Raw genomic sequence first — 16,223 nt, forward strand, 5'->3', positions numbered from 1 at the left:
TTACCTCTGCCCGGAAGCTGGAGCAGGTTGGGATTCCTTAGGCTGAATGCTCAGGCGGTCTCTAGGCATCAGCAGAACAAAGACAACGGCAAGCACCGCTGGCACGATAGCCCACATGAAGGTATGTGCGATCGAGGTAGACAGTGAATTTGTGATCTTCTCCAGCACCGGTGCCGGAATCTGTGCACGGGCCTCAGGGGTCAGCGCAGAACGCGGATCTCCGAAGGAAGAGGCCTGGCCGCCGTCTCCGAAGGCCGTACTAAGCTCCGAAGTGAAGCTGTTGCGCTGGATAATACCGAAGATGGTAATCCCCAGCGTCATCCCGAGCGAGCGCAGGAAGGTGCTGGTGGAGGTAGCTGAGCCGCGCTGGCGCATATCGAAATGGTGAATGGATGACATGCTGAGTACGGAGAAGGAGAACCCTACCCCGAAGCCGGTCAGCGCCATGAACGCATTCAGCAGCAGACGGGAAGTATCCGGTGTCAATGTGCTGAGTGAGAAGATCCCGGCAACGAAACACACTGCGGACAGCAGCATGATGTTGCGGAAGCTCGTCTTGGTGGTGAGCAGACCGCCGGACTGGCTGCCGATTACCGTACCAATCATCATCGGCATCAGGATCAGTCCGGAGTTGGTGGCGGAGCCGCCGTATACCCCCTGGACATAGATCGGAATGTATACCGTAGCTACGATAAACGCCGAGCCGTAGAACAAGCCGAGCAGACTGCTGGTGGCAAACAGGCGCCCCCGGAACATGTTGAACGAGATGACCGGCTCTGCCGCATTCTGCTCAATGAAGATGAAGGCAATCAGGAATACGGTGAAGCCGGCGAACAGTCCGAGAATCGTTGCTGAATCCCAGGCATACTGGTTGCCGCCAAGCTCAAGCGCGAACATCAGGCAGATAATTCCTGCCACCAATGTGAAGGCGCCGCCCCAGTCAATCCGCTGTTTCGCATGGGAGACGGATTCCTTGTAGGACGTCATAATCAGGAAGAAGGAGACGATACCAATCGGCACATTAATATAGAAAATCCAGTTCCAGCCGACGTAATCAGTGATATAAGCGCCCAGCAGAGGGCCGATTACGCTCGAGATCCCGAAGACAGCACCGAATAATCCGGTGAGCTTGCCTCTTTTTTGCGGCGGGAAAATATCAAATACAATCGTGAAGGCGATCGGCATCAGCGCACCGCCGCCAATCCCTTGGATCGCCCGGTAGATACTGAGCTGTGTGATGCTGGCCGCCGTTCCGCACAGGGCGGAGCCGATCAGGAACACGATGAGTCCGAAGATGAAGAAGCGCTTGCGCCCGTACATATCGGACAATTTGCCGAAGATGGGGGTTCCGGCCATAACCATGACCATATAAGCAGAGGTTACCCAGACGATTTTATCAAGTCCCCCGAGATCGGAGACGATGGTGCCCATAGCTGAGGCCACAATCGTATTATCCATGGCAGACATCAGGATACCGAGCAGCAGGCCGGCAACGACGAGCTTAAGATTGCTTTCTTTAGTATGCATTTACAGACTCCTTTACGTTCATTATTCAATGGCAAATCTCATTATATTCAAATTTGAATAGGGTGGCAATCCTTTTTTCAAAATTTAGTAATGCTGTGGACGCAAATAAGCCGCCCTTGTACGACAAGAACGGCAGGACTTCTATCTATGGTGTTCCCTCACAGGCGGACTTTTACCCGCAGCGGGGCCGCAGGTTTCTTCCTACATGGCCTCATCGCTTGAACACAGCTCCCGGGCCTCAATATATCCGATGAACAGCTCAGTCAGCTCCGGGTCAAACTGGCTTCCCGCGCAGGCCCGCAGCTCCACAATAGCTTCCGCGAACGATTTGGTCGGCTGGTACGGACGCTCCGTGGTCATGGCATCGAACGAGTCGATAATGGTCAGCATCCGGCATAGCCGGGGAATCTCTTCTCCTTTGAAGCCGTACGGATACCCTTTGCCGTCATACCGTTCGTGATGCAACTCGATATAAGGGGCGAGATCCTTGTATTTATCGTTGGTAAGCGCCATCTCTTTGCCCCAGGTGACATGCTATTTGACCATCTCCCATTCCTCCGGAGCGAGCTTATCCTTCTTGTTAAGTATGCCCCAGGGAATCTCCAGCTTGCCGATATCGTGGATCAGTGCGCCGAGCGTGAACTGCCGTTTGGTAAGATTGTCCAGTTCCAGCAGCTCACTGATGTCCATGGCATAGCGGAATACGCGTTTGGAATGCTTGAAGGTCTCCAGATCCTTGTACATAAAAAGATTAAGCTGCTGTTCAATATCGCGCACATCCTGGCTGAAATCTATGTCACGCTCCAAGAGAGACTGGTTGCCGTAGACATGGACCATGTTCTTGCCTTGTTTTTTGGCATAGTACAGCGCCTGATCGGCATGATCGACCAGCTCTGACTTGAAGTGGACATCGGGCCGGTATCCGGCTACGCCTGCGGAGAAAGCTAGACAGCCTTGCGGGAAGATCTCGCTGCCTTCAAAGATAGAATTGTTGAGCGTTTTGCGCAGCTTTTCGATGAATTGCTTGGCCGTCACGGTATCGTAGCCCGGCATAAGCAGGGTGAATTCTTCACCGCCATATCTGGAGACAATAATATCGGTGGACCCGGTTTCCTTCTTCAGCAGTTCAGCCAGAAAAACAATCAGCCCGTCCCCCTTAAGATGGCCAAAGTGATCGTTGTATTTCTTGAAATCATCAATATCAATCATGGCCAGGGAGAGTGCGCTGCCGCCCGTCTGCGATCTGCGCATTTCTTCTTCAAGCGCCGCTTCAAAATAGCTGTGGTTAAACAGACCGGTACGCTGATCGCGGTTGGCCCGTTCTTCAATGTCACGGTACATGCTGAACAGCCGTTTGAAGGAATAGGAGATCAATACACTGAGGCCCAGGAATAAGGCCAGGCCGGTAATTCCGTTGTAAAAAAGCAGAACGGTCAGCACCAGGGAGAGCACCAGCGTGCACAGATAGGCCAGTATGGCGTCTGTCAGCATTGCTTTGAGTGTATTGTAGAGATTCTCATGGAAAATTATGTAGTAGAAGAAACCGACAAGCAGCAGGTTCAGGATGAAATAAACAGCCATGGCGCCGATGTATGCTGCCAGATGGCTGCTGAGAAGCGGCCCCTGCCGGCCCCCGAACCACGAGAAGATAAAGGCTGCGGAAGTGATCATGATACAGTACACGGCGAAATTATTGAGATGCTTCCAGAGTGGAGTGCTTCCCCATTCGATGAATAGCAGTACGATGGAGCTGAGCAGGAGAACCAGAAGGGCGGACGGGACGCCGAAGATAAAGATACAGGCCAGATAGATGGAAGAATCCAGTGACAGCCCGTTCCCCTGCGGAGGCAACTGGAAGGTGAAGACGGTAAGGAGGACGGCCGCGCCTGACATGGCGGTAACCCAGCCCCAATCGGATGTGGAGAGTTGAAGAATTTGCGGTCCCGTTTGAAAAATAAACAAGCCCAGCCCTGCGAGGCATATGATAAAGGAGTACAAATAGCTCCTGCGGCGATGCATCTGGCTGATGATTGATTTGAGCACTGCTCCTCCTCCATTCGCGTAGTTGTAAATGTTTTATTCTAGGAGATTCGCGTTTCTACCAAGAATCTCCTGCTAAATCATGACAAATCGGCATGGGTTACAGGACAAATGGGGAAAGCTGCGATGAAGCCTTGACATACCCGTGGGGGGTATATTATATTGGTACTTGAGGAGGCTGATTCCTGTGTCAACAAATGAGAAGGAGCATGCCGGGCATGACTGCGGCGAGGATTGCCATTCTTCTGCATCCGGTGTCCGCAAGAGCCATCATTCCCCGGAATTCAAGAGTGGACTGACCACCCGGCTTAACCGGATTGAGGGACAGATCCGCGGCGTCAAAGGTATGATTGAACGGGATACCTACTGTGATGATGTGCTTAATCAGCTGGCGGCGGTGCAGGCGGCACTGAACAGTGTCGGCAAGCTGCTGCTTGAAGGCCATATGAAGAGCTGCATTATCGAGCGGATCGAAGCCGGCGAGCATGAGGTTATCGATGAGCTGCTGATTACGGTGAATAAGCTGATGAAATAGAGATTGGGCCTGGGGAGTTTGAATGGAGAAGGCCTAATTATTGATGGAGGTCGTAACTGCGGTGAATGTTTGAACTTTCGGCCGCTGTTGTCCCCGGATTTCTTTGATTTAAACCGCTATTTGCGGTAGAAATCCGTGGACAAAGGCGGTCGCTGGCGCTCCTACAGTTTCAAAATTCCCCTCCGTTACTTTCATCTGGGATTATTTTTTCTCAAGATCAAACTCTGCAGGCAATGCGGGGAGCCGTCAAACCAAGCATTCGCTGGCAATTAAGCGGATGCTAACCAAATTAAGCATATGCTTTCGAGGCTGATCAGGAGGCGTATGCTATTTAAACCAATAGGAGGGTAATCAAATGTCGAACGTAACATTGAATGTAGAAGGAATGTCTTGTGGTCATTGTGTAAGTGCTGTAGAGAAAGCTGTGAGCGGCGTTGGGGCTGCGGCGAAGGTAGATCTTCCGGCAAAGACGGTAGCGGTTGAATTTGACGAGAACACAGTAAGCCTGGATGCAATCAAGGCAGCTATCGAGGATCAGGGCTACGACGTAGTTTAAGTGAAGGATTGTAATGTAAGGGCTTGGAGCCGGGAACCCTAGAGCAATAGGGCCGGGCGCCAATGCCTTTTCTTTTAAAGATAAATATACCCCTTGGGGGTATGAGGAGGTGCGTGAATCATGGAAAAGAGTGCAGAACCGGTGCAGCAGCAGGCTACGCTGCAGATTACCGGGATGACCTGCTCCGCTTGTGCGGCGCGGATCGAGAAGGGATTGTCCCGCATGGAGGGGGTATCCCGGGCGAATGTCAATCTGGCGCTGGAGCAGGCAACGGTGGGATTTGATCCTAAGGTCGCAGGCGTGCCGCAGATTGAGGAGAAGATCCGTTCGCTTGGCTATGATACGCTGAAGGAATCGGCGGATTTCGATATTACGGGCATGACCTGTGCGGCATGCTCGGCTAGAATTGAGAAGGTGCTGGGACGGATGCCCGGGATTGCCGCAGTGAATGTGAATCTGGCGCTGGAGACAGCACATGTGGAATATTCGCCGGGGAATATCAGTACAGCTGAGATTATGGATAAGGTGAGCAGCATCGGCTACAAGGCAGCGCTGAAGCAGGACCGCAAGGATATCGCCAGCCAGCGCGGAGAAGAAATCACGCACAAACGGAACAAGTGGATAATCTCTGCTATATTGTCACTGCCGCTGCTCTGGGCCATGGCGGGCCATTTCTCTTTCACTTCCTGGATCTGGACACCGGAGCTGCTGATGAATCCCTGGTTCCAGCTCGTGCTGGCGACTCCCGTGCAGTTCCTGATCGGCTGGCAGTTCTATGTCAGTGCCTACAAAGCGCTGAAGAACGGCAGTGCCAATATGGATGTGCTGGTGGTGCTGGGCACTTCGGCAGCCTATTTCTACAGCTTGTATCTGACGATTGATTCTCTGAAGATGAGCGGGATGAACCATACCGTGGATATGTATTACGAGACGAGCGCAATTCTGATTACGCTGATTCTTGTAGGCAAATGGTTCGAGGCATTGGCCAAGGGGCGTTCTTCAGACGCGATACGCAGCCTGATGGGGCTGCAGGCCAAGACCGCGCTGGTGCTGCGTGACGGGGTTGAGTTGAGCATTCCTGTGGAGGATGTCGTTATCGGAGATCTCGTGCTGGTGAAGCCGGGAACCAAGGTGCCTGTAGACGGTGAAGTGGTCGAGGGGCTGTCCTCCGTCGATGAATCCATGCTGACTGGCGAGAGTATGCCGGTGGAGAAGAAGCCGGGTGACTCGGTTATAGGAGCCACTCTGAACAAAAACGGCATGCTGCGGATCAAAGCCCGCAAGGTCGGCCGGGATACGGCGCTGGCGCAGATTATTCGAGTGGTAGAAGAGGCGCAGGGCTCGAAGGCACCGATTCAGCGGATCGCCGATGTGATTTCCGGGATCTTTGTACCGATTGTCGTCGGGATTGCTGCTGTAACCTTTGTAATCTGGTATATCTGGGGCGCACCCGGGCAGTTCGCCGATGCGCTGGAGAAAGCCATCGCGGTGCTCGTGATCGCCTGCCCGTGTGCACTGGGACTGGCGACACCGACTTCCATAATGGCGGGGTCCGGCCGGGCAGCCGAGTTCGGCATCCTGTTCAAGGGCGGGGAGCATCTGGAAGCTGCACAGGGCATTAAGGTTGTTGTAGTGGATAAGACCGGAACCGTGACCAACGGCAAGCCGGTGCTGACCGACATTGTAACCAGTACCGGCATTGTTGCACAGGGCAAGGTGCTTGCCGAGAACCGGCTGCTGTCGATTACAGCGGCAGCGGAGAAGCTCTCAGAGCATCCGCTGGCGGATGCCATTGTAGCGGGCGCGCAGAGCAGAAGCATTGAGCTTCCGCCTGCCGGGCAGTTCGAGGCTGTGCCGGGCCGCGGCGTATCTGCCGTAGTGGCCGGCCAGAAGGTAAGCGTGGGCACACGGCGGATGATGGAGGAGAGCGGCCTTGATATCGGGCCGTGGACAGCAATCATGACCCGGCTTGAGCATGAAGGCAAAACAGCGATGCTGGTAGCTGTTGACGGGGAGATTGCCGGTGTCGTAGCGGTGGCGGATACAATTAAGGAAACCTCGCGCGCGGCGGTATCCAGACTGCACGAGATGGGCATCGAGGTTGTTATGATCACAGGGGATAACAAGATTACGGCCCAGGCCATTGCTGAGCAGGCCGGTATTCGCACGGTGCTGGCAGAGGTGCTGCCGGAGGGCAAGGCAGCTGAGATCCGCAGGCTGCAGAGCGGCGGAGTCAAGGTTGCCATGGTTGGCGACGGCATCAACGATGCGCCGGCACTGGCAACGGCAGACACCGGTATGGCCATCGGCACCGGCACGGATGTGGCGATGGAGGCGGCGGATATTACGCTCATGCGCGGCGATCTGATGAGCATTCCCGATGCCATTCTGATGAGCCGCAAGACGATGCGCAATATCAAGCAGAATTTGTTCTGGGCGCTTGCCTACAATACGATCGGCATACCGATTGCCGCCCTGGGCTTCCTGGCTCCGTGGCTGGCCGGTGCAGCAATGGCCTTCAGCTCTGTATCCGTTGTGCTGAACGCGCTGCGGCTGCAGCGGGTCAAGCTGTAATGTTCACTGCTTCTGCTGCAGACGGAGCGATCCGGACTTGAGTGCCGATAACCGGCTGAGCGCCGATAACCAAAGAACCGCCGGAGCGTTAATGCCCGCGGTTCTTTGTGTCGCCGCCGAAAGCGGAACAAGGGAAGAAATGAGGGGCATTAGTGCCCTTGATTCCGCCGAAAATGTTCCAAAGGAGGAAATGAGGGGCATTAGTGCCCTTGATTACCGAAAATGTTCCAAAGGAGGAAATGAGGGGCATTAGTGCCCTTGATTCTACCTAAAATGTGCCAAATGAGGAAATGAGGGGCATTAGTGCCCTTGATTCCGCCGAAAATGTTCCAAAGGAGGAAATGAGGGGCATTAGTGCCCTTGATTCCGCCGCAAATGTTCCAAAGGAGGAAATGAGGGGCATTAGTGCCCTTGATTCTACCTAAAATGTGCCAAAGGAGGAAATGAGGGGCATTAGTGCCCTTAATTCCGCCGGAAATGTGCCAAAGGAGGAAATGAGGGGCATTAGCGGTGCGACCCCCTTATCCCGGAGTCCTCCGTATAAAATCGGTACTTGTCGTAGCCTTGCTCTTTATTTCGCTTTTTCTCTCGGCCAGAAGAAGCAGGACTGGTCTTCTAGGGTCAGCACCCACTCCGCAAAGGTAGCTGGCGGCATGTTGCGAAGACTCGTATGCATTCTGCGGTTATTGTAAAAGTCCATGTACCGGTCCACGGCTTCATAGGCCTCTTCGAACGTGTCGAAGGCCTCTTTGCGGAACAAATCCCGATCGATATTGCTGTGGAACGATTCAATAAAAGCATTTAAATCCGGCGTTCGAGGCGGAATGCGTTCATGGGTCATCTCCCAGCTTTCACACATGTCGCCAAACAGATGGCTGATGAACTGGGGGCCGTTGTCGGTGCGGATCACCGGACGTGCGCTGTCAGGGGCGCAGTGTTGCTCCATGGCGCGTCCCAGCGTCTGGCAGGCGTGCTTGGCCTCACACGACGATCCTCGGTGATACCCGACGATAACCCGGGTAAACACATCGATAATGCTCAGGACGAAGAAATGCCGGTCCCGGCCCGCCACATACCCGTATTTAATGTCCATCTGCCAGAGCTGGCCCGCTCCGGTAATGACTCGGTTCTCCGGCAGCTTCCGGGGATGCTTAAAGCGCTTCTGACGCTGGGGCTGCAGGATCTCCAGCGCCTGACACAGCCGGTAGCTTTTCTTGTGGTTGAGCCTCAGCCCGTGCTGGTTCCACAAGCACTTGGCCAGCAGTTTGTACCCGTACACGTGCTCTTCTCCAGCGACCAGTTCCAGGAGCATTTCCTGGATCTGCTCGTCGCTAATCTTCTCTCCCGACTCGGTCAGGGAGTAGCCGGGTAGGGGTCTTCCACGCCCCTGGGGGACGGCCTGTGCCTCCTGCTTCTTGCGTTTCTTACGGTCGTAGTACGTAGACTCTGCTAGCCCCACGAGACGGAGCACCAAGGCTGCGGTATTCCCCTGCTTAATGAACATATCGGCTACCTCGATTTTTTCGGATAAGCAGGGGTTGGCTTTTTTAGCAGTTCACGCAGAATCTCAATCTCTAACTCCTTTTCACCGAGCATCTTGACGGCCTTCTCATATTTCTGCTCGACGTCCAGCAGGCGCTTCCGTTCCTCCACCTGGTCCTGGGGATACGGATGATCTTGCTCCCCATGGGCTTCCCGGTAATCCCTCACCCACTGATTCACCGTTGATGGAGTCACCCCATACTTTCGGGCAACCACCGCCGCCTTAATGCCAGACAACACCTCTTGCGCTGCCTTCTCTCTTGTTCCTGTTAAGTGTCCCATTCCGTTCATCCTCCTCCTGTATCTAGTCTACATTTTTGTGGGGGAGGACTCCAACTTCTTTAGGGGGCTGTGGAGTTAGTGCCCTTGATTCTACCTAAAATGTGCCAAAGTAGGAAATGAGGGGCATTAGTGCCCTTGATTCCGCCGAAAATGTGCCAAGGGAGGAAATGAGGGGCATTAGTGCCCTTGATTCCGCCGAAAGTAAGCTAAAGGGTAATTGGACCCAATGTATGCGAAAAATCGAATACAATTTGCTTCCGCGAAGCTAACCGGGCCCAATGTATGCGAAAAATCGAACACAATCGAGCAATGTGCCTCCCCAGAAGTAGTCAGAATAGAGCAATGTGGAACAGCACACCACATGCTTACACAGACTCGCTCCGGCCGGCAACCTGCACGCCAGGCTTGCTCCGGCCCAGCCGGTTGGTGCCGATTACCCCGACTATGATCAGAAGCGATCCGATCCAGTGGTACACTGTAATCTCTTCCCCGAGGAAGAACGCTCCGGCTGCAATGGAGACGATGGTGGAGAGATTGGTGAACACGCTCATGAGCGAAGCTTCGATTTTGGACAAGATATAAGTTGAAGTCAGGGTAGTGACCAGTGAGGCTATGACTCCCAGATACACAGCAGACAGGATAAAGGTGCCGCTCCCCAGCGGACTTAGGAATTCGCTGAAGGTTCCGTTGGCTGCATGTCCGGTGAGTGAAATGATCAGGAAGGTTGCGAAGCCGATCCCCATCATGAGGTAGCTGAGTTCAGCGGGGCTGAAGTGCCTGGAGAGTGACCGGGCCAGCACGCTGTATCCGGCAAACGCGAGACAAGTCAGGAACAACAGCGCAATCCCGGTCATATTGGACAGCTGAATACTGCTTCCCTTCATGACGAAGATAAACACAACGCCAAATACGGACAGGAAAACACATAGTTTTTGCAGCAGAGTGGTCTTCTCCTTCAAGAAAATAGAGGCGATGATCATCGTCACGACCGGAGTGAACGAATAGAGAATTCCACCCTCGGCAGAGGTGGCATGCTGAAGTCCGAATACCTGAAGGGTGAAGAATCCCAGCGGATACATCGCAGCCAGCAGCAGTGCCCGGCCAACCGGCTTGCCGTGGTAGGAGATTTTGACCCAGCCGAAGGCGACCGGGACCGACATCACAACAAACGAAGCGGCGAAACGGTAGGTTAGTGTATCGAGCGGTCCGGCATGGCCGAGAGCCACCTTGGTGAACAGGAATGAGAATCCGATAATGACCGCATTGAGTACGGCAAAGCTATAGGCCAGCTTGAGTCCTTGCTGCTGCATAGGTACATCTCCTTTGTGTGAGTAAGACTGGATGCTGTAAACATCGTAAGTGTTACTTTAAAATTAAAGGGAATTCCGCAGCAGAACAATACCGGCTTTCGGCCACTGTACCGGTACAGTGCATTGTTTCCTGTATAAGGAGTGAAGGATAATAGAGGTATCATGAATAGCAGGCTGTGGAATGAAGGCGATGGGAGGCGGGGCAGCGTGAAAAAGTATCATTCGGTTGTATCGGAGATAGAGAAGCGGATGAAGGAAGGACAGTACCGTCCTGGGGAAAAGCTGCCTTCCGTGCGCAGTGCCGCAGCTTTCTACGGCTGCAGTGTCAGCACCATTCTGCGGGCCTACGGGGAGCTGGAGAGAACACATGCCATATATTCGATTCCGCAGAGCGGCTATTATATGGTGGAGAAGACGGAAGAACCCGGACCTGCCGGGGGCAGCGGAACAATCGACTTCGCTTCGGCATCGCCCGATCTGAACGTATTTCCGTATCTGGATTTCCAGCATTGCCTTAACAAGGCGATTGACCAGTACAAATATAACCTGTTTACTTACGGGGATGCGCAGGGACTGGATTCGCTGCGCCGCACGCTCGTGTCTCATCTAGCGGAGTATCAGGTTTTTGCCAAGGCAGAGCGGATTATCATTACTTCGGGAATCCAGCAGGCACTGGAGATTCTGGCCAGAATGCCGTTCCCCGGCGGCAGGATGGAGATCCTCGTTGAACAGCCGGGATATGATATTTATCTGCGGTATTTGGAGGCGGAGGGACTGCCTGTAAGCGGGATTGGCCGCTCCGCAGCCGGCATTAACCTGCGGGAGCTGGAGGAGCGGTTCGCAAGCGGCAAGTATAAATTATTCTATACCATGCCCAGGTATCATAATCCGCTCGGAACATCATACAGCACAGCGGAGCGGCAGGCGATTGCCAGACTGGCCGGCAAATACGATGTGTATATTGTTGAGGATGATTACATGGCAGATCTGGGTGCCGGACGGCAATTTGATCCTGTATACGCGTATGACCAGACTTCACATGTGATTTATTTGAAAAGCTTCTCCAAAATCATCTTCCCCGGCCTCAGGCTGGGGGCGGTTGTGCTGCCGGAGCCGCTTCTGGAGACGTTCCGCGCCTATAAAGGATACACGGATACCTCCCTGTTATCCCAGGCAGCACTTGAGGTATACATCAAGAACGGCATGTATGAGCACCACAGGCACAAAATAAAAGCGATGTACGCCAAAAGAATCCAGGCGGTGTATGAGGCGCTCCGGGAGCACAATACGGAAGGTCTGATTGAGGCCTCTGCGGACAGCTCCGGCATCTATATGCAATTCAAATTGCCGGTAACCGTGAATCTGGAACGGCTGGTCAAACGGCTGGGAGAGCGGAAGATCAGCGTCGTTCCCGGTAATGGATTCTATTTACCTTATTACCGGGACCGGGACAAGTTCATACGCATCAGTATTTCCCGCGCCGGGCTGGACCAGATTGATGAGGGAATCAAGGCCATAGTCCAGGAGGTGAAGCGGGGGAGCGGATGGTAGCGCGAAGGCCCTCATGTTGTCTGGATGCTAAATTGTGTTCATAATATTCCTATATAACTGTGAAGAGAGGCGGCCTACTATGAAATCTGTGAATGAAACTCTTGAGCTGTTGAACCGTCATACCTCCGTCCGCCAGTTTCAGGACAAGCCGGTCAGTGACGAGCTGCTCGCTGCCATTATCGGGGCGGGCCAGATGGCCTCGACCTCCAGCAATGTGCAGGCTTATAGCGTAATTGCCGTAACGGAGCCTGCACTTAAAGCGCAGCTGTCCGCCTTATCCGGCAATCAGGCGTATATCGAGCAGTGCCCGGTCTTCCTGGTCTGGTGCGCCGACCTGTACCGGCTGCGTGAGGCGGCGGCTCCCCATCTACAGGGGGCGCCATCCTATGAGGACAGTACCGAGAATCTGATCGTTGCCACCGTTGATGTTGCGCTCGCCGCGCAGAATGCTGCGGTTGCCGCAGAATCGCTCGGTCTGGGCATCGTGTATATCGGCGGCGTCCGTAATAATATTGCCGCGCTGTCGGAGCTGCTGGGCTTGCCGGAGCTGGTCTATCCGGTATTCGGCATGTGCCTAGGTTATCCCGCTGCTGTGAATGGAGTGCGGCCGCGTCTACCGCTGCAGGCTGTGCTGCATCATAATAGTTATGATGCCGAAGCCGCATTGCAGCAGGCCGGGGTGTATGACGGGATCTCACGCGATTATATGCGCGAGCGGACCGGCGGCCAGAGTGAGGCCTCGTGGTCGGAGATCATGGCGAAGCGCCAGGCCCAGCCGTCAAGAATGCATATGAAGGAATTCCTGCTGGGCAAAGGGTTCATGCAGAGATAACACGTTAAAGTGTGTAACTGAAGCTATATGGATAACAGCAAGAAGCCTTCCCCCTTAAAGAAAGGGCGAAGGCTTCTTGCTGTTTACAGGATTCAGCCCGCTCTAAGACGGATTGCCGTACCACTTATATGTCATCACTGACTTGGCGGGCACATTTATGATAAACGACTGGCTGCCCCATTGTATCTTGACGTTCTTGGCCGAGGTCTGCGGATTATAAGCGACAACTACCTTGGAGCCGTCAGGATTCTTGAACGCCACATTCTTCAGGTCATTGCTGGTATTGGTCTGGATGCGGTAAGCACCCGGAACGACAAATTTGCTGAAGTGGCCCAGCAGATAATATTGCTTGGTATAAGTGACATTGTTCTCCGGATTGCTGTTTGAATTGTCGGAGTTCTGAATGGTGACCATGCCCCGGTTGGTGTTGTAGGCGGACAGCAGAGCAGGACCGTCCTTCTGATCAAGTGCGGCGTTCCAGAGAATAACCGATTTGGACCAGTTACGTGTAATATTGATGAATTCAGTAATCATGTTGTCGAAGCCCTGGCTTGTGCCGTTCTGCGGATCATTCCAGGTGCCGAACCCGCCTTCTGTGAACCAGATGTCTTTATCGGGATGGGCAGTATGCATGGAGGTCATCTGCGAACCGTCGCCGCTGTCGTAGTGATGGAAGGCGCTGCCGGCGATATAGCTTGCTTTGCCGGAGTTTTTCAAGTTCTGAACGACCGTATTGGGGAAGCCCCAGTTCAGATAATTATGGTCAAAAGCAATGATCTTGGTATTGATCCCGGCATTCTGCAAGGTTGGGCCCAGATAGTCTCCGATGAAGCCGGTCTCATCCTGTTCATTCATGCCCATCGAGGGGTAAGCCCCGGTTTCATACATAGGCTCGTTCTGTACGGTGACAGCATAAATGGGAATCCCCTGGGCCTGGTAGGCCTGGATGTATTTTTTGAAATAATCGGCGTAGGTCTGATAGTACTCAGCTTTGAGCTTGCCGCCGTTCAGGGTGCCGGAATACTTCATCCAGGCCGGGGCGCTCCACGGTGAAGCAAATACCTTGATGCCGGGATTCTTGGCAATTGCCGCTTTGACCATTGGAACGATATAAGGCAGATCACGGCTAATCGTGAACTGGCCGAGTGAGGTGTCCCCAGCCGTGTCATCATACGTGTAAGCCGACCAGGTGAAGTCGGAGCTGCCCATCGGCTGCCGCAGCACGCTTAAGCCAATCCCTGTGTTACCAAACAGCTTCTCCATCACCTCCGCACGCTTAGCAGCATTCAGTTTGTAATTGAGCAGCCAGGCGGAGGAGTCGGTCAGGGAAACGCCGAATCCGTCCATTTGCTGATAGGTGGTGCCTTCGTTAACGGTAATTGTATAATCGCTGCTTCCGGTGCCTGAACTGAAGCTCTTATCCCCGATGCGGGTCAAGCGGGCACCAGTGCTTAATCCGACAGCCGGCTCCGTATTCGGATCTGAGGTCTATATCCATACCTCTGCCGTTTCCCCTGCAGCCGAAACCGGTTGCGGCGCAATGCCTCCGCTGCCCGCTAGCAGCGTGGCGATCAGCGCTGCCAGTCCAATTCTTTTGATCATACCTTAAACTCCTCTCGATTATGCAGAATTGTAATCGCTTACTTTTATGGCAGGATTATCTTAATCCAATCGTCCATAAAAATCAATAATTTCCTCAAAAAGTTATTTATCCGGGTGACAGTTGTCACCTTGAACGAATGACAGTCCATACTGATGTTCATTTTCGGCCTACTGTACTATAGAAATATAGCCATAGGGCATATGGATACGGAGGGATACAGAATGGATCATGTGATCGAAATGAAGAATGTCAGCAGAAGCTTCCAGGATAAAAAAGCGGTAGACAGCGTCAGCTTCACCATTAACAGAGGTTCTATTACAGCAGTGCTCGGGCCCAACGGAGCAGGCAAAACAACTACACTATCTATACTTCTAGGGCTGCTTGAGCCCGCGGAAGGAAGTGTGAAGGTATTCGGTCTTCCGCCCAAAGACGCCAGGGTCCGGGAGCGGACGGGAGCGATGCTGCAGGAGGTGAGTGTGATGGACCGGCTGAAGGTCCGGGAGATTCTGTCCCTGATCCGCAGCTATTATCCGCGGCCGATGGAGATGGAGGTGCTGCTTCAGGCCACGGGGCTTGCCCCGGCCGATCTGAACCGCTACGCCGAGAAGCTCTCCGGCGGGCAGAAGCGCAGTCTCAGCTTCGCGCTGGCGCTGGCGGGTAACCCTGATCTGCTGTTTTTTGACGAACCGACGGTAGGGCTCGATACTACCGCGCGGCGCCATTTCTGGGAGAAGGTCCGGGGACTGGCTGAGCAAGGCAAGACGATTCTGTTCACCACCCACTATCTGCAGGAGGCGGAGGACACCGCAGACCGGATTCTGCTGTTCAGCCGCGGCGCCCTTGTGGCAGATGGCAGCCCGGAGGAGATTAAGGCCAGGATCGTGAGTAAGTCAGTATCCTTCCTGCCGCTCGGCGATCCGGCGGTGCTGCGCGGACAGCTGCTGGAGCTGCCTGAGGTTGAAGCCTGCTACGAGAAGAACGGACGGCTGCATGTAACGACGGAGAATACGGATGAGGCGCTGCGGGCTATTTTTACAGGCGGACTGGCGGTGAAGGATGTTGTGATTGATCAAGGGAAGCTGGATGAAGCGTTCGAGCAGTTGACTATGAGCCAGGAGGCGGCGGTATGCTGATAAAACAAATGATGGCCCAGTGCAAAGCGGAGCTGCTGCGGATTATCCGCAATCCCTATTACGTGTTCTGGTCGCTGCTAATGCCGATTATGTTCTATTTCATCTTCACAAGAGTGGTCAATACAGGGACAGACGATACGCAGGAGTGGCAGGCGCATTACCTGATGTCGATGGCCGCCTTCAGCGTGATGGGCTCGGCGATCATGACCCTCGGCATCCGGCTGGTGCAGGAGCGGACCCAGGGCTGGAATACGTTCATCCGCATTACCCCGCTGCCGGGTACTGTTTATTTTCTGGGTAAAATGTTTGGTCAGATGGTGATGCATCTGTTCTCGGTGCTGTGTATTTTCGCTGCGGGATATCTGATCAACGGGGTGTCGCTGACTGCAGGACAATGGCTGCTTAGCGGCCTGTGGCTGCTCGCAGGCTCGCTGCCTTTTCTGGCGCTGGGGACAATTATTGGCTCAATGAAGCGGGTGGATACGGCGAGCGGGGTGAGCAATGTGCTCTATATGGCGCTGGCGGTGGCCGGAGGGATGTGGATGCCTCTGGATATTATGCCGGATGCAATGCAGCGGATCGGCCGCTGGCTGCCTTCCTATAATTACGGAGACGGTGCCTGGGAGATTGTGGGCGGAGGGGTTCCGCAGTGGAATTCCGTGCTGCTATTGCTCGGATACCTGGCAGTTTTTATGCTATTATCGGTCTATATCCGAAAAAAACAGGAAGCGGTGTAAT

General features: G+C 53.9%; 12 protein-coding genes and 1 pseudogene. 7 read left to right on the plus strand and 6 right to left on the minus strand.

Translation table 11 applies throughout. The features are described from left to right. Positions 1–1,527, minus strand: a complete 1,527-nt coding sequence (locus R50912_RS02040; protein ID WP_042232022.1) for an MDR family MFS transporter — start codon at positions 1,525–1,527, stop codon at positions 1–3. Between the two features lie 201 nt (positions 1,528–1,728). After that, positions 1,729–3,546, minus strand: a pseudogene (locus R50912_RS02045) (bifunctional diguanylate cyclase/phosphohydrolase). 208 nt (positions 3,547–3,754) lie between these two features. Here R50912_RS02045 and R50912_RS02050 point away from each other — a divergent pair. The 3 genes from R50912_RS02050 to R50912_RS02060 all read left to right on the plus strand — a co-directional run bounded on the left by R50912_RS02050 (position 3,755) and on the right by R50912_RS02060 (position 7,232). Further along, a complete protein-coding gene (locus R50912_RS02050) occupies positions 3,755–4,102 on the plus strand; it encodes a metal-sensitive transcriptional regulator (RefSeq protein WP_144026055.1) in 348 nt (115 codons plus the stop codon). A gap of 355 nt (positions 4,103–4,457) precedes the next feature. Continuing rightward, positions 4,458–4,658, plus strand: coding sequence for a copper ion binding protein (locus R50912_RS02055; RefSeq protein ID WP_039299488.1), 201 nt, complete (start codon positions 4,458–4,460; stop codon positions 4,656–4,658). Between the two features lie 120 nt (positions 4,659–4,778). Next, a complete protein-coding gene (locus R50912_RS02060; RefSeq protein WP_042232024.1) occupies positions 4,779–7,232 on the plus strand; it encodes a heavy metal translocating P-type ATPase in 2,454 nt (817 codons plus the stop codon). 571 nt (positions 7,233–7,803) lie between these two features. Here R50912_RS02060 and R50912_RS02070 read toward each other — a convergent pair. From R50912_RS02070 to R50912_RS02080, 3 genes are all read right to left on the minus strand, one after another. Continuing rightward, positions 7,804–8,736 (minus strand): IS3 family transposase, encoded by a 933-nt coding sequence (locus R50912_RS02070; protein ID WP_081956348.1) that lies wholly within the window; start codon positions 8,734–8,736, stop codon positions 7,804–7,806. A gap of 5 nt (positions 8,737–8,741) precedes the next feature. After that, entirely contained in the window at positions 8,742–9,056 is a 315-nt protein-coding gene (locus tag R50912_RS02075; protein WP_052415919.1) for a helix-turn-helix domain-containing protein, read from the minus strand. A gap of 365 nt (positions 9,057–9,421) precedes the next feature. Beyond that, a complete protein-coding gene (locus R50912_RS02080; RefSeq protein ID WP_042232030.1) occupies positions 9,422–10,366 on the minus strand; it encodes a DMT family transporter in 945 nt (314 codons plus the stop codon). 207 nt (positions 10,367–10,573) lie between these two features. Between R50912_RS02080 and R50912_RS02085 the strand changes: the two genes are divergently transcribed. Next, positions 10,574–11,917, plus strand: coding sequence for an aminotransferase-like domain-containing protein (locus R50912_RS02085; protein WP_042232032.1), 1,344 nt, complete (start codon positions 10,574–10,576; stop codon positions 11,915–11,917). 88 nt (positions 11,918–12,005) lie between these two features. Beyond that, complete coding sequence (gene nfsA, locus R50912_RS02090; protein WP_042241382.1) at positions 12,006–12,749, plus strand: oxygen-insensitive NADPH nitroreductase; 744 nt, start codon at positions 12,006–12,008, stop codon at positions 12,747–12,749. 102 nt (positions 12,750–12,851) lie between these two features. Here nfsA and R50912_RS02095 read toward each other — a convergent pair whose 3' ends face one another. After that, entirely contained in the window at positions 12,852–14,186 is a 1,335-nt protein-coding gene (locus R50912_RS02095) for a glycoside hydrolase family 30 protein (protein WP_052415932.1), read from the minus strand. A 387-nt stretch (positions 14,187–14,573) separates the two neighbouring features. On the opposite strand from R50912_RS02095, the gene R50912_RS02100 reads away from it, so the two are divergent. Beyond that, positions 14,574–15,485: an ABC transporter ATP-binding protein gene (locus tag R50912_RS02100; protein WP_042232035.1), complete on the plus strand. Its 912-nt coding sequence runs from the start codon at positions 14,574–14,576 to the stop codon at positions 15,483–15,485. Then, positions 15,479–16,222 carry an ABC transporter permease gene (locus tag R50912_RS02105; protein ID WP_042232036.1) on the plus strand — a complete coding sequence of 248 codons (744 nt, stop codon included), beginning with the start codon at positions 15,479–15,481 and terminating at the stop codon, positions 16,220–16,222. The genes R50912_RS02100 and R50912_RS02105 overlap by 7 nt, the downstream gene beginning before the upstream one ends. The last annotated feature ends 1 nt before the right edge of the window (position 16,223 follow it).

Origin of the sequence: Paenibacillus sp. FSL R5-0912 (genome assembly GCF_000758605.1) — a bacterium.
Lineage (GTDB): Bacteria > Bacillota > Bacilli > Paenibacillales > Paenibacillaceae > Paenibacillus_AQ.